Origin of the sequence: Kushneria marisflavi (assembly GCF_002157205.1) — a bacterium.
In the GTDB taxonomy this organism is placed as follows: Bacteria; Pseudomonadota; Gammaproteobacteria; order Pseudomonadales; family Halomonadaceae; genus Kushneria; species Kushneria marisflavi.
In genome coordinates this window covers 3030032-3043077 of record NZ_CP021358.1, presented here as the reverse complement: position 1 = coordinate 3043077, position 13046 = coordinate 3030032, and the positions used below count along the sequence as shown (strand labels likewise).

11 protein-coding genes are annotated in these 13046 nt (G+C 60.2%); 5 read left to right on the top strand and 6 right to left on the bottom strand.

The annotated features are described in order from the left end of the window. Window positions 1-30: 30 nt before the first annotated feature. Window positions 31-378, bottom strand: a complete 348-nt coding sequence (locus B9H00_RS16875; RefSeq protein ID WP_086901146.1) for a hypothetical protein — start codon at window positions 376-378, stop codon at window positions 31-33. Between the two features lie 146 nt (window positions 379-524). Here B9H00_RS16875 and B9H00_RS13845 point away from each other — a divergent pair, with 146 nt between their 5' ends. After that, a complete protein-coding gene (locus tag B9H00_RS13845; RefSeq protein ID WP_086901145.1) occupies window positions 525-1130 on the top strand; it encodes an HAD family hydrolase in 606 nt (201 codons plus the stop codon). A gap of 23 nt (window positions 1131-1153) precedes the next feature. On the opposite strand, the gene B9H00_RS13840 is transcribed toward B9H00_RS13845, so the two are convergent. Further along, on the bottom strand, window positions 1154-2392 hold the full coding sequence (locus B9H00_RS13840) for an MFS transporter (RefSeq protein WP_086901897.1): 1239 nt from the start codon (window positions 2390-2392) through the stop codon (window positions 1154-1156). A 387-nt stretch (window positions 2393-2779) separates the two neighbouring features. Between B9H00_RS13840 and B9H00_RS13835 the strand changes: the two genes are divergently transcribed. Beyond that, on the top strand, window positions 2780-3976 hold the full coding sequence (locus tag B9H00_RS13835) for a CynX/NimT family MFS transporter (RefSeq protein WP_086901896.1): 1197 nt from the start codon (window positions 2780-2782) through the stop codon (window positions 3974-3976). Between the two features lie 100 nt (window positions 3977-4076). On the opposite strand, the gene nspC is transcribed toward B9H00_RS13835, so the two are convergent. Both nspC and B9H00_RS13825 read right to left on the bottom strand, forming a co-directional pair. Then, a complete protein-coding gene (nspC, locus tag B9H00_RS13830) occupies window positions 4077-5234 on the bottom strand; it encodes a carboxynorspermidine decarboxylase (protein WP_086901144.1) in 1158 nt (385 codons plus the stop codon). A gap of 6 nt (window positions 5235-5240) precedes the next feature. Further along, window positions 5241-6440 (bottom strand): saccharopine dehydrogenase family protein, encoded by a 1200-nt coding sequence (locus B9H00_RS13825; protein WP_086901143.1) that lies wholly within the window; start codon window positions 6438-6440, stop codon window positions 5241-5243. Window positions 6441-6768: 328 nt separating this feature from the next. Between B9H00_RS13825 and frmR the strand changes: the two genes are divergently transcribed. Beyond that, window positions 6769-7044 (top strand): formaldehyde-responsive transcriptional repressor FrmR, encoded by a 276-nt coding sequence (gene frmR / locus B9H00_RS13820; protein ID WP_086901142.1) that lies wholly within the window; start codon window positions 6769-6771, stop codon window positions 7042-7044. 47 nt (window positions 7045-7091) lie between these two features. Beyond that, window positions 7092-8201: an S-(hydroxymethyl)glutathione dehydrogenase/class III alcohol dehydrogenase gene (locus tag B9H00_RS13815; protein WP_086901141.1), complete on the top strand. Its 1110-nt coding sequence runs from the start codon at window positions 7092-7094 to the stop codon at window positions 8199-8201. Between the two features lie 161 nt (window positions 8202-8362). Here the strand turns inward: B9H00_RS13815 and B9H00_RS13810 are convergent, their stop codons facing one another. Next, complete coding sequence (locus tag B9H00_RS13810; protein ID WP_086901140.1) at window positions 8363-10690, bottom strand: putative bifunctional diguanylate cyclase/phosphodiesterase; 2328 nt, start codon at window positions 10688-10690, stop codon at window positions 8363-8365. A gap of 182 nt (window positions 10691-10872) precedes the next feature. Between B9H00_RS13810 and B9H00_RS13805 the strand changes: the two genes are divergently transcribed. Next, window positions 10873-12318, top strand: a complete 1446-nt coding sequence (locus tag B9H00_RS13805) for a methyl-accepting chemotaxis protein (protein ID WP_086901139.1) — start codon at window positions 10873-10875, stop codon at window positions 12316-12318. Window positions 12319-12426: 108 nt separating this feature from the next. On the opposite strand, the gene B9H00_RS13800 is transcribed toward B9H00_RS13805, so the two are convergent. Next, window positions 12427-13008 (bottom strand): gamma-glutamylcyclotransferase, encoded by a 582-nt coding sequence (locus tag B9H00_RS13800; RefSeq protein WP_086901138.1) that lies wholly within the window; start codon window positions 13006-13008, stop codon window positions 12427-12429. Between the last annotated feature and the right edge of the window lie 38 nt (window positions 13009-13046).

Genomic DNA, 13046 nt, shown 5'->3' with positions numbered 1-13046 from the left:
AGAACCCAGGCACTGCCAGACACTGATAACCTACCCATTTCTCCCGTCAGCCCCATCCTGACCATCGATACCCTTGCCGCCATCACCGCCGTCACCGCCATTGCCACCGGCGCCGCCTCGGCCACCAGCCCCCCCATTGCCACCGTCACCGCCTCGGCCGCCAGCACCGCCATTACCACCGTTGCCGCCATCCATGCCGGGCATCCCTGCACCGCCATGGCCACCCTGGGGGCATGTCGCCGTGCCGGTCTTGCCATCTTCTCCCGGCGCGCCATTGAGGGCGCTGCAGTCAGTGGCGTTACCAGCGGCAAATACCGGCCCGGTGGCAGCCGTCAGCAGCATGGCACAGGCCAGCAGTGTGGTTTTGGCAAGGCTCATCGAAGGCTCCTTTCGCGTTACGGGCATTGTCTCAAGGCTATCCACTCCCTTGACTTTCTCTCCAACTGAAAAAAACTACAAGACTGTTCTGCCAACCCGCCTCCGGCGTGCCACCATGACAATCTCCCCCTGACTATCGGTGTTCCATGACGATTGCTTCTCTCAACGATTGCCGGCACTGGGTATTCGATATGGATGGCACGCTGACCGTAGGCATTCATGACTTTGCGTTCATTCGACGTGAGCTCGGGGTGCCGGACGACAGTGGCATCCTTGAGCACCTTGAATCACTGCCCGAGGCCCAGCGTCGGGCCAGCCATGACTGGCTGATGGAACACGAACGCGAACTGGCGGCGCGCTCGACACCAGCAGACGGTGCCATGGCGCTGATTCGCGAGCTGTGTGAGCGCGACGTTCGGCTGGGTATTCTGACCCGCAATGCGCGGGAGCTGGCGCATATCACACTGGAGGTCATCGGACTGACGCAGTGCTTTGAACATGCCGACGTGCTGGGCCGGGAGGATGCATCTCCCAAACCGCACCCGGAGGGGCTGGAGCATTTCATCAGGCGCTGGGGCGTGGCGCCTGATGACATCGTGATGGTGGGCGATAGTCCACTGGACATGCAGTGCGGGCGCGCGGCGGGCACCCGTACTGTACTGGTCAATGTGCCGGAAAATTCATGCCCGGAGGCCACCGACCATCACCTGGCCGATTGCCATGCCCTGCTGGCCGCGCTGCGCGGGTCATGACACGGCTGGCGCCGGGTAAGGACTCAGCTGCAGGCCGAACGCTCGGCGTCACAGGCCTCGAAGGCGGTGTCCACCGGTTGTGCGCGCACCCCGGCCATCACCAGCGCCGCACCGGCCAACAGCATCGTGCCGGCCGTGGCGCAGACGGCGAGCACACCGCCGATCCCGAAGACAACCCCCCCAGCGGCCGCCCCCAGGGCGATGGCCAGCTGAATCGATGCGACGATCAAGCCACCGCCGCTTTCGGCTTCATCCGGCACGACACGAGTGATCCAGGTTGACCAGGCCACCGGTACGGCGCCAAAGGCGAAGCCCCACAGCGCGACCATGAGCGCATCAGTTCCCATCGAGAAGCCGCCCAGTGTCGCCAGCAACCAGCCCAGCGAGCCCATGATCAATGGCATCAGCAGCAACGTCAGACGCAGGCTGCGCTCAAGCAGGTACCCCGCGGCCAGCGTCCCGACGAAGTTTGCCACCCCGAACGCCAGCAGGGTCGATGACAGCGCATTGATGCCCATGTGCGACACGCCCTCGAGAAACGGACGGACATAGGTAAAGAAGGCGAAATGGCCACAGAACACGAGCAGGATGGCAACAATACCGACCATCATGCCCGGTCGTTTCATCACCCTCACCAGCGTACCGAGTGGCGAGGGTCGCTCCGGCGTCATGCGCGGCAATGTGGCGTACTGGAAGATCAGCGTCAGCACCGATATCGCCGTCGTGAGCAGAAACACGTTACGCCAGCCGACCAGCTCGCCGAGATAGCTGCCCAGCGCCGCGGCACTGATGGTGGCAATGGGGACACCGGCAAACAGTATCGACAGTGCGCGGGGCACGTCGTGCTCCGGCACCAGTCGCATGACGGTAGCGGCGGAGAGTGCCCAGAATCCGCCCAGCGCCACGCCCAGCAGCACCCGCCCGGCCAGCAGCCAGATCAGGTCCGGCGAGTAGGCGACCAGCAAATTGGCGGCGATCATCAGTAGCGAAAACGCCAGCAGCACGTGGCGGCGGTCGAGCCGCTGGGTGACAGAGGCCACCAACAACCCTGACAGCAGTGCCACTACCGCCGTCACCGTGACGGCCTGGCCCGCCTGCCCCTCGCTGATCCCCAGAGAATTCGCCATTGGCGTCAGCAGACTGGCCGGTAGAAACTCGGCCATCACCAGGCTGAACACGCCCAGCGTTAATGAGAAAACAGCGCGCCAGGCGCCTCGCGACGCGCCTGGCGGAGGCGAATCGTGCAATTCATTTGTCGTCATGTGAGACATCCATTGATCATTGAGATGCCGCATAGACTAAAGTAGCACCTCTGAACCGGCCATCCTCAAAGCTCCAAAATCCTTAATTAAAAATCCCGGTTAATAGCAAAGCCCTCGACGTCTCAGCTGGACACCCTATGCCTAAGCGTGACATTCGCGCGGCCGACGATGCCGGAATCCTGTCACGACTCGTAGACGTGATGACCGCCTGTATGATCCGTAGCCGGATTGAATGTGGCTGCACCGAGATCGGCGGCATGACCGATGCGCACAACAATGGTGCAGGAGCAAGCATTTGACTGCGACGACCGGTCGCACAAGCGCTATCATGACGTCCTGCTCTGCCCCAGAATGGGGCGCTTTCGATCCAACAGGGAATGTCGCGGCATGTCATCGGTGAGCTATACGAACAAGGGATCTCGGGCCGCACTGGCACTGATCGGGCTGTTGCTGGTGGCCATCAACCTGAGACCGGCGCTGACCAGTGTCTCCCCTGTCCTTAAAAACATCGCCGCCGGACTGTCACTGTCGCCGGCCGCCCAGGGCGTGCTGACCACCCTGCCGGTGGTTTGCCTGGGGCTGGCCGCGCCGCTGGCGCCCAAAATGTCGCGGCGTATTGGTCCTGAGCGCACCATCTTCATCATTTTGATCCTGCTGGCCGTGACACTGCTGGTGCGCCCCTTCAGCGGTATGCTGGGGCTTTTCGTGTTTACAGCACTGGCCGGGGCCTGTATCGGCCTCATGAATGTCCTGCTGCCGGGCATCGTCAAGCGCGACTTCCCGACCCGGGTCAGCCTCATGACCGGCCTTTATACCGTCGCGCTCAATCTGGGCGCGTCACTGGCAGCCGGTGCCACCGAGCCGCTGCGTCAGGCCTTTGGTGATCAATGGCAGCCGTCGCTGGCTTTCTGGCTGGTGCCGGCCGTCATCGCCGCGCTCGTCTGGATTCCACAGCTTCGGGTCAAACATACCGTTCGCGTCCGCCCGCGGCAGGAGCACTCTCTGTACCGCAACACGCTGGCATGGCAGGTCACGCTGTTCATGGGATTGCAGTCGTCGCTGGCCTATACGGTCTTTGGCTGGTTGCCGACCATCCTGCAGGACCGCGGTGTCGCACCGGTTACCGCCGGGCTGGCGCTGTCGGTCTCGATCCTGTTTCAGGTCATTACCGCCATTGTGGCGCCGCTGCTCGGTGGACGTATGAAGGATCAGCGGGCGGTGCTGATCGTGGTCATGCTGCTCACCCTGTGCGGTCTGGCAGGCTGTCTGTATGCACCCATCCAGAGTGTGTGGCTGTGGGTGGTGATTCTGGGGCTGGGTCAGGGTGGTACGTTCAGCATGGCACTGACACTTCTCGCCCTTCGCGCACCCGATGCCGACACCGCCTCCGAGCTGTCCGGCATGGCACAGGGATTTGGTTACGTGCTGGCCGCGTTTGGCCCGTTGCTGGTCGGGCTGCTGCACGACTGGTCCGGCGGCTGGGACGTGGTCGGCATACTGCTGGGGCTGATCGGGCTGGCCGCCATGATCGTGGCACTGGGTGCCGGAAGAAATCGTCTGGTCAGACCGCACGGTTCAACCTGACTCGGTCAACCGCGACTCTCCAGCTTTTGGGCCGTTCCAGACCCATAAAAAAACGCCCCGCTTGTCCGGGGCGTTCGGTTTTGCCATGACAGAGGCCGAATCAGCTCAGGCGCTGCATGTAGTCGATATACCCGAAGGTCCTGACCGTTCGGATCTCGCGGCTTGTTTCATCGATCCTACAGATCGAGGGCAGGCGAATGCCATTGAAGGTGGTGGTCTTGACCATGGTGTAGTGCGCCATGTCGGTAAAGACCAGCCGGTCGCCGATGTTGAGCGGGGCGTCGAAGGCGTAGTCACCGATGACGTCACCGGCCAGACAGGTCATGCCGCCCAGTCGATAGGTATGCGCCTTCTCGCCCGGGTGTGCACCGCCGATAATCCCGGGACGATACGGCATCTCCTGCACGTCCGGCATGTGGGCCGTCGCTGAGGTATCAAGAATCGCGATCGGACCGTTGTTGTCGACGATATCCAGCACGGTGGCCACCAGATAGCCGGTATTGAGCGCGATCGCCTCACCCGGTTCCAGATAGACCTCCAGATGCGGATGACGCGCCCGGAAATCCCGAATCACGCGCACCAGTCGCTCTAGGTCGTAGTCATCACGCGTGATGTGGTGCCCGCCACCGAAGTTGACCCAGTTCAGGTCTGCCAGATACTGACCGAACTTCTGCTCGAACGCCGCCAGCGTCTCTTCCAAGGCATCACTGTTTTGCTCACACAGGGTGTGAAAGTGAAGCCCTTCGAGACCCTTGAGATCATCCGGGGCGAGATCGCCCGCGCGGGTGCCCAGACGTGAGCCGGCCGCACAGGGGTCATAAAGCGCCACGGCGCCGGTGGAGTGCTCGGGATTGACCCGCAGGCCACAGGAGACACGACGCGGCGCGGCCGAGACCGTGTCGCGATGGCGCCGCCACTGATTCGGCGAATTGAAGCTCAGGTGATCAGCGTAGCGCAGTACTTCCGCCATCTCGGCCTCGCTGAAGGCCGGCGAGTAGACATGCACCTCGCCGCCGAAGGTCTCGGCGCCCAGGCGTGCTTCATCCTGCCCGCTGGCCGTGGTGCCCACCAGGTACTTTCGCACCAGCGGAAAGCTGTCCCACAGGGCAAAGCCCTTCAGGGCCAGCAGGATTTTCGCCCCGCTGTCCTTTTGGACCTGCCCAAGCCGCTCGAGGTTGCGTCTGAGCAGCGCATCATCGACCACATAGGCCGGTGACGGACAGGCATGAATGTCGAAGTCGATACGGGGATCGCTCATCAACGCTCAGCCCAGCGGATCATGGTCGGGGTCGAGCTCGACCATCTGCCAGGGCAGGCCCATGTCGCCAATACGCTCCATGAAGGGGTTCGGATCGAGCTGCTCGACGTTGAATACGCCATCGCCCTTCCAGAGCCCTTCCAGCATCAGCATGGCGCCAGTCACTGCCGGGACGCCGGTCGTGAAGGAGATCGCCTGGGACTGCACTTCCTGATAGCACTTCTCGTGATCGCAGATGTTGTAGATATACACCTTGCGACGCTTGCCATCCTTGATGCCGTCGAGGATAACGCCGATGTTGGTCTTGCCTTTCGTGCGCGGGCCAAGCGATGCCGGGTCCGGCAGAACGGACTTCAAAAACTGCAGCGGCGAGATCTCACAGCCGTTGACGTTGATCGGCTCGATGCTGGTCATGCCGACATTTTCCAGCACTTTCAGGTGCGTCAGATACTTCTCGGAGAAGGTCATCCAGAAGCGAATGCGCTCGATGCCCTTGATGTTCTGCGCCAGTGATTCCAGCTCTTCGTGATAGAGCAGGTAAAGATCCTTTTCACCGATGCCGTCGAAATCAAAGGTGCGCTTTTCCGACAGCGGCGCGGTTTCGACCCACTCGCCCTTCTCCCAGTAGCGACCGTTCGCGGTGATTTCGCGAATGTTGATCTCCGGGTTGAAGTTGGTGGCAAACGGATAGCCGTGGTCGCCGCCATTGGCATCGAGAATGTCGATGCGGTGGATCTCGTCAAACAGGTTCTTCTGGCCATAGGCGCAGTAGATGTTGGTCATGCCCGGATCGAAGCCGCAGCCGAGCGTGGCCATGTTGCCCGCTTTCACATAACGGTCCTGGAAGGCCCACTGCTCCTTGTACTCGAACTTCGCCTCGTCGGGATGTTCGTAGTTGGCCGTGTCCAGATAGGGCACGCCGGTACGCAGGCAGGCTTCCATGATGGTCAGATCCTGATACGGCAGTGCCACATGAATCAGGATATCCGGCTTGAAGGACTCGATCAGCGCGACCAGCGCTTCGACGTCATCGGCGTCGACCTGCGCGGTCTGAATGGGGCGCGACAGCTGATCGGCAATCGCCTTGCACTTTGCTTCGCTGCGACTGGCCAGACAGATCTCGCCAAATACTTCAGGGTGTTGCGCACACTTGTGGGTCACAACGCCGCCGACGCCACCGGCGCCAATAATCAGGACTTTGCTCATGAATTCGATTCCAGATCGGGAAAAGTCAACAGTGAAAGGTCTTATCGGTAGTGGGCAACTCATCTGTCGTGCAGATTCAGCGCACCCCGACCCGATGCCACCCCGGTCGTGGTCTCGCCTGCCCAACGGGCTTTGAGGCAAGAAGGCGCCGATAATGGCCTTGCAGGCCGTCGGTCTCAAGTGTTTTTACATTAATATGTGGAGACGCACAGCCATCCATAAAGCTCGAGTCGTGCCTGACTCACGAATGACCGGCCGCTATCGGCAGGGGGATGCATCCGTATCAAATTGTCTTTACCATACTGGGGTATAGTATAGAGACTTTGTCATGCCGCATTCTCCTGCTGCAAAAAAGCGTGTTCTTACCCGGGTGCGTCGCATTCGAGGTCAGTGCGAGGCGCTGGAACGTCAGCTGGAAGCCGGCGCCGAGTGCGCCCCGATTCTGCAACAGATCGCGGCCATGCGCGGTGCCATCAACGGCCTGATGTCGGAGATGATGGAAACGCACATCCGTGAGACCTTTGGCGACGCTGCCGCCAGCGATGAGGAGCGTACTGATCGCGTGGATGAGACGGCCTCACTGATCCGTTCCTATCTGAAATAGCCTGTGGCCCGGTAGGCGGGCCCTTCGCAACCTCTAAGGAGAGTCACTTGAAATCACGTGCTGCTGTCGCCTTTGGACCGGGCAAACCGCTCGAAATCGTGGAAATTGACGTTGAACCGCCCCGCAAGGGCGAGGTACTGGTGCGCATTACGCATACCGGCGTGTGCCACACGGATGCCTTCACGCTCTCCGGCGATGACCCGGAAGGCATCTTCCCGGCCGTGCTGGGCCATGAGGGTGGCGGTATTGTCGAGGCCGTTGGTGAAGGCGTGACCAGCGTCAAGCCGGGTGATCACGTTATTCCGCTCTACACGGCCGAATGCGGCGAGTGCAAGTTCTGCCGTTCGGGCAAGACCAACCTGTGCTCGGCGGTTCGCACCACCCAGGGCAAGGGTCTGATGCCGGATGGCACCACGCGCTTCTCCTATAACGGAGAGCCGATCTATCACTACATGGGCACCAGCACCTTCAGTGAGTACACCGTGGTTGCTGAGGTGTCGCTGGCCGTGGTCAACGAAGAGGCGCCGCTGGAGAAGGTGTGCCTGCTGGGCTGTGGTGTGACCACCGGCATCGGTGCGGTACACAATACTGCGAAGGTCAAGGAAGGCGATACGGTTGCCATCTTCGGTCTTGGCGGCATCGGCCTTGCCGCCATCCAAGGCGCGGTGCAGGCGAAAGCCTCACGCATCATCGCCATTGATACCAACCCGAACAAGTTCGAGCTGGCCCGCTCCATGGGCGCGACCGATTGCGTCAATCCGAAGGATCATGATCGTCCGATCCAGGAAGTGATTGTCGAGATGACCGACGGCGGCGTTGAGTTCAGCTTTGAGTGCATCGGCAATGTCGACGTCATGCGCTCGGCGCTGGAGTGCTGTCACAAGGGCTGGGGCGAGAGCATCATCATTGGTGTGGCAGGCGCCGGTCAGGAAATCCGCACCCGCCCCTTCCAGCTGGTCACCGGCCGCGTCTGGAAAGGCTCCGCGTTTGGCGGCGTCAAGGGTCGCTCGCAACTGCCGGGCATGGTCAATGACTATCTGGGCGGCAAGATTGACCTTGATCCTTTCGTCACTCATACCATGCCGCTGGAGCAGATCAACGAAGCCTTTGAGCTGATGCATGAAGGCAAGTCGATCCGTACGGTCATCCATTACTGATCGACAGCCAGTTTTCGATCCCCCTTGATCGATAGCGCTTGAAAGTGCAAGGGGCGGGACAGCCAGTGTGCTGCCCCGCCCCTTTCATATCTGACCCTTGCGCACACGATACCTTGATCACTCCTGAGCCGCCCGGGCGGAGAGGATCTCGCACCCGCTGATCAGGCGCACCCGCCCGCATTGTGATCCGGCGCCGACCATGATGTCAGCCGGGGCAGCGCCGAGCGCGCACCGCAAGGCGTATCTGCCCGTTTTGCCAGCAACAGCGCAATCTGATCCGGCGTCATCGGGCGGGACAGAAAATACCCTTGCGCCAGCGGACAGCCAAGTCGTTGAAGCATCTGTAGCTGCTCAAGGGTTTCCACCCCTTCTGCCACGATATCCAGCTCCAGCGTTTTGCCAAGCCACAGAAGGCTCTGCATGATCGCCAGCGAGCGCTGATGCATTACCATGCGCAATACAAAGGCACGATCCACCTTGATGGCATCAATCTCGTACTGGTCGATGTAGCTCAGCGCCGAATAGCCCGTACCGAAATCATCCAGCACGATACTGACGCCCAGCGCGCGAATATCGTGCAATATTTGACCGATGATTTCGGGGTGATAACGAAAAACGCCTTCATTGATTTCGAGCTGCAGCAGATGCGCAGGCACCCCGCTGCTTTCCAGTGCCGAGACAAGATCACTCTTGAAACTGTGATGCTTGAGCTCCTGTGCTGAAACGTTGATGTTGAGCGTCAGATTCTCACAGACCTGCGGATGCTCATGACGCCATGCGGCCAGCTGCTGACAGGCCTCATGAATGACCCAGTGGCCGATGTCCCTCAGAATGCCCAGTTCCTCGGCCATACCAATGAAGACTTCCGGCGCCACGCTACCCCGTTTGGGATGTTGCCAGGTCAACAGGGCCTCGATGCCCCTGATCATTCGCGAATGCGGCTCATGAATGGGCTGATAGCACAGCGTAAACTCATCACGCTTCATGGCATGGCGCAGATCATTTTGCAGCGCCAGCGTTTCCACCACGCTTTCACGCATCGACGGTGTAAAAAATACATAGCGCCCGACACCTTCCTCCTTAGCCACATACATGGCGGTATCAGCATCGCGCAGGAGCTCCTCGGGCGTATGGTAATGCGCCTCCAGCAGCACAATGCCGATGCTGCTGGAAGAAAAAATATTCTGCCCCTGAATTCTGAAGGGCTTTTGCAGACACTGGGCAATGCGATGCGCCACCTCGCCGGCGGCGCGCTCGGGGGTGTCGTCCTCGATCAATACCACAAACTCGTCTCCGCCCACCCGAGCCAGAGTATCGGCACTGCGCAGACAGGATTCGAGTCGCCGGGCCATGTCGGTCAGCAGCTGGTCTCCCGCGCGATGGCCGAGGCTATCGTTGACGAGCTTGAAGCGATCCAGATCCATGAACAGCACCGCCGCCTGCGGCTGCGATGGCGGCGTTCTGGAGAGCAGATCGCGCAATCGGCCCATGATCCAGGCCCGATTGTAGAGTTCAGTCAGGTTGTCATGGGTCGCCGCCCAGGAGAGCTCCTGTTCGATACGCTGGCGCTCAAGCAGCCGCGCCTCAAGCGCCATGTTTTCCGCCTGCGCCCGGCGCGCCTGCTGCTCGATCTCCTCGGCGCGCTTGCGCTCGCTGATATCACGCTGCACCGAGATCCAGTGGGTGAACCACCCTTTCTCGTTGGCTACCGGAACAATGCTCAGCTCCACCCAGAACCGGGTGCCATCACGGCGGGAGTTCAACAGCTCGACCTCTACGGGCTGCCATTTTTCCAGCGCCGCGCGCAGCCGATCCAGCGTGGCGCGATCGGTGTGCCTGTTTTGCAGAATACGGGGCGTCTTGCCAAGAATATCGGCCTCGCTGTACCCGGTGGCTCGAGTAAAGGCAGCGTTGCAATAGACGATGCGTGGACCGGGCAGGCCGATCGGCTCGGCTTCGGTAATCAGGATGGCGTCATTGGCGTGCACGACCACCGACTCCAACAGCCTGAGCCGTTCACTACCCGTGGTATTGGCAATGGCGAACGGTTCACGCACCTGCTGGCAATCATGATAATGGGCTATTTGTGCCGCATGCGTATGCAGCACGTAGCGCTGGGCCGTACTCAACCCTCGCCGCGATCGTGTATCGCAGACCACAAGAAGCCCCAGCGGCTCGCCGGAAATACTTTTGGCAACCGTCAGGGCTGTAAATGCCACACTTTCCGGCCAGGGCAGGCCTGACAGGGAGTCTTCGGTTCGATGCACGTCTTCAAGGCACAGATACTCTTCGCCACTGCTGTCGATCAGATGACAGAGCATCGCAACCTGTTCGCGTGACAGAGGACTTGCCGACTCGCAGCCATAACCTGCCATGATGTCGCCGCCGGTGCCGTAAAAAATGCTGCAGGCACAGTCAGTGGCATGCGCTGCACTGCGCAGCAACTGCTGTAGTTCGGGGGCACCCTTGCGGTCGTAGGATACGGTCATGGTTGATCAATCATCTCTTTGGAGCCTGCTTCGTTGATAACGGCCTCGATGCATTTTCCTGAAGTACTTATCACACATTGTTACACGCCTTCGGAAGGCCTGCTTCAGTTTCAACAGTGACGGCCGATAAAGCGGCATCATCAGATAATCCTTCGACTTCCAGAAAAGGGCGCAGATCGAACATGAAGCTGATCGATGACATGACCGTCAAAACAAGCTGGACACTGGTGATTGCCGTTTTCATGGTACTGATCATGGGTGTCAGTGCGATTGGTTTTTATGGTCTTCATTACAGTGAAGGCATATTTTTAGAGCTTGCAGCCGATAGTGGCGGTCGCGCCAGCCAGCTCCAGACCGATTTTGAAACCACGGCCTCCTTGCTTCGAACGATCATGATAGTAGCCATCGTGATGGCGATCATGGTCAGCGCCGTTGTGATGTGGGGCGTCACGGTCAATGTCATCAACCCGCTCAAGCGGCTTGTCATTCACTTTGAACGCATGGCCAAGGGCGACCTTTCACAGGGCGCCGAGAAGCGCGGCGATAACGAAATCGGGCGACTGTTCAACGCCCTTTCGGCAACCCAGCGCAGTCTCTCTCACACGGTCAATACCGTACGGCTGGGCAGTCACCGCATTAATGACAACGCGCAGTCGATTGCCCGCGACAATACTGACCTTTCGGCCCGTACCGAGCAGCAGGCCGCCTCGCTTGAGCAAACGGCTGCCAGCATGGAACAGCTCACGGCTACCGTCTCGCAAAATGCCGAGAACTCTCGCCAGGCCAGCCAGCTGGCTCAGGAAGCGTCGCATCAGGCACAGCGCGGGGGCGAGGTCATTGTCGAAGTCAAGCAGACCATGGAGGGCATCACTCAGAGCTCGCAACAAATGGGCGATATCATTGCCCTGATCGACTCGATTGCCTTTCAGACCAATATTCTGGCCCTCAATGCTTCTGTCGAGGCAGCTCGCGCCGGTGAACAGGGCAAGGGGTTTGCCGTGGTGGCCGGCGAAGTGCGGGCACTGGCAGGACGTTCGGCCAGCGCCGCCGGCGACATTCGCGAGCTGATCGACAACTCTCTCAAACGGGTCAACAGTGGCTCGACGCTGGTCGAACAGGCCAGCACGACCATGCAGGGCATTGTTGATTCCGTACAGCGCGCCACCGGCCTCATCAGTGAGATCGCCTCGGCGTCGCAGGAGCAAAGTAGCGGTATCGGTCAGGTCAATCAGGCCATTTCACAGATCGATCAGGTCACGCAGCAAAACGCCGGACTGGTGCAAAATGCCGCACAGGCTGCCAGTGAGCTGGAACGTCAGGCCCACGCGCTGCGTGACTCGGTAGATCTGTTCGTGCTGCCAGAGTCAACCGGCATAGAAGATACGGCACCCGCTTCCCCCCAGGCGCCCGAAGTGACTGCCAAAACAGGCCCTGCGACCCGAGGCATCAAACCGGTCGGTACTCACCGACCCAATGCCTCTGGGGCCGACGGGACCAATGATGCACCAGCGAAAACATCGGTGCCGGTAAAGACAACCACTTCAGCGAAGGGTTCGACTTCTGCACCCGCGGTACAGGGAGGGAGCTCACGCGTCACCAGTAATGAGGACGAATGGGAAACCTTTTAGCACTGCCTTTGAAGACGTATTGAAAACAGGCAAGCATGGAGAAGCCCCTGCCAAAAAAGGACCGCCTCGGCGGTCCTTTTGCATTCCAGCTGGCCAGCCCGCGGGTCGTCAAGACCGATCAACACCGGCTTCCAGCGCCAGCAGCGCCTGTTCGATGGCCTCGACATGTGTATCGTCATGGCCCATTTCGCGAATCGAATCGGCCAGCATCAGCAGATAGTCACGATTGGGGCCACTGGGCCCGACCGCCGTAGAAATCTGCTGCGCAATCTCCAGCACAGAGGCCTCCCCCAGCCAGGCCTCGTTGCCTTCGGTTGCCATGTAGACCAGCGCTTCACCGCATGTTCCATCGTCAAAATAAAGATCGGTCACAACACGCAGATAGCCATTCTTTTCCCGGACATCGAGCCCTTCAAGCACGTCAGGCGTAATCAGATAGGCCATGCCATGACAGACGGCCTCCTTTTGGGGAACAAGGGTGGCTACCCTTCCCGGCGCTTCAAGCGTGCCGCGATGGTCGTGTGACCCCTGCCAGAAACGCCGTGTCCATCCCTTGATGCTGGCAGGACGGCGAGTCTTGAAGGCAAAGCCGGTCTTGTAGATCAAAGACCCGTAGCCAAACAGCCACATCGGCGTGTCGGATTGATCCGGGCGTGTCTCGGCGTTGGAAAAAGCGGGTGTCTCGAACATGGGGCATCACGAAATTGAAAGTCGAAAGTACAAGATGA

Excerpts from the sequence above, each read along its gene's own strand:
- B9H00_RS16875 (WP_086901146.1), bottom strand. The coding sequence starts at position 378 with ATGAGCCTTGCCAAAACCACACTGCTGGCCTGTGCCATGCTGCTGACG.
- B9H00_RS13845 (WP_086901145.1), top strand. The coding sequence starts at position 525 with ATGACGATTGCTTCTCTCAACGATTGCCGGCACTGGGTATTCGATATG.
- B9H00_RS13840 (WP_086901897.1), bottom strand. The coding sequence starts at position 2,392 with ATGACGACAAATGAATTGCACGATTCGCCTCCGCCAGGCGCGTCGCGA.
- B9H00_RS13835 (WP_086901896.1), top strand. The coding sequence starts at position 2,780 with ATGTCATCGGTGAGCTATACGAACAAGGGATCTCGGGCCGCACTGGCA.
- nspC (WP_086901144.1), bottom strand. The coding sequence starts at position 5,234 with ATGAGCGATCCCCGTATCGACTTCGACATTCATGCCTGTCCGTCACCG.
- B9H00_RS13825 (WP_086901143.1), bottom strand. The coding sequence starts at position 6,440 with ATGAGCAAAGTCCTGATTATTGGCGCCGGTGGCGTCGGCGGCGTTGTG.
- frmR (WP_086901142.1), top strand. The coding sequence starts at position 6,769 with ATGCCGCATTCTCCTGCTGCAAAAAAGCGTGTTCTTACCCGGGTGCGT.
- B9H00_RS13810 (WP_086901140.1), bottom strand. The coding sequence starts at position 10,690 with ATGACCGTATCCTACGACCGCAAGGGTGCCCCCGAACTACAGCAGTTG.
- B9H00_RS13805 (WP_086901139.1), top strand. The coding sequence starts at position 10,873 with ATGAAGCTGATCGATGACATGACCGTCAAAACAAGCTGGACACTGGTG.
- B9H00_RS13800 (WP_086901138.1), bottom strand. The coding sequence starts at position 13,008 with ATGTTCGAGACACCCGCTTTTTCCAACGCCGAGACACGCCCGGATCAA.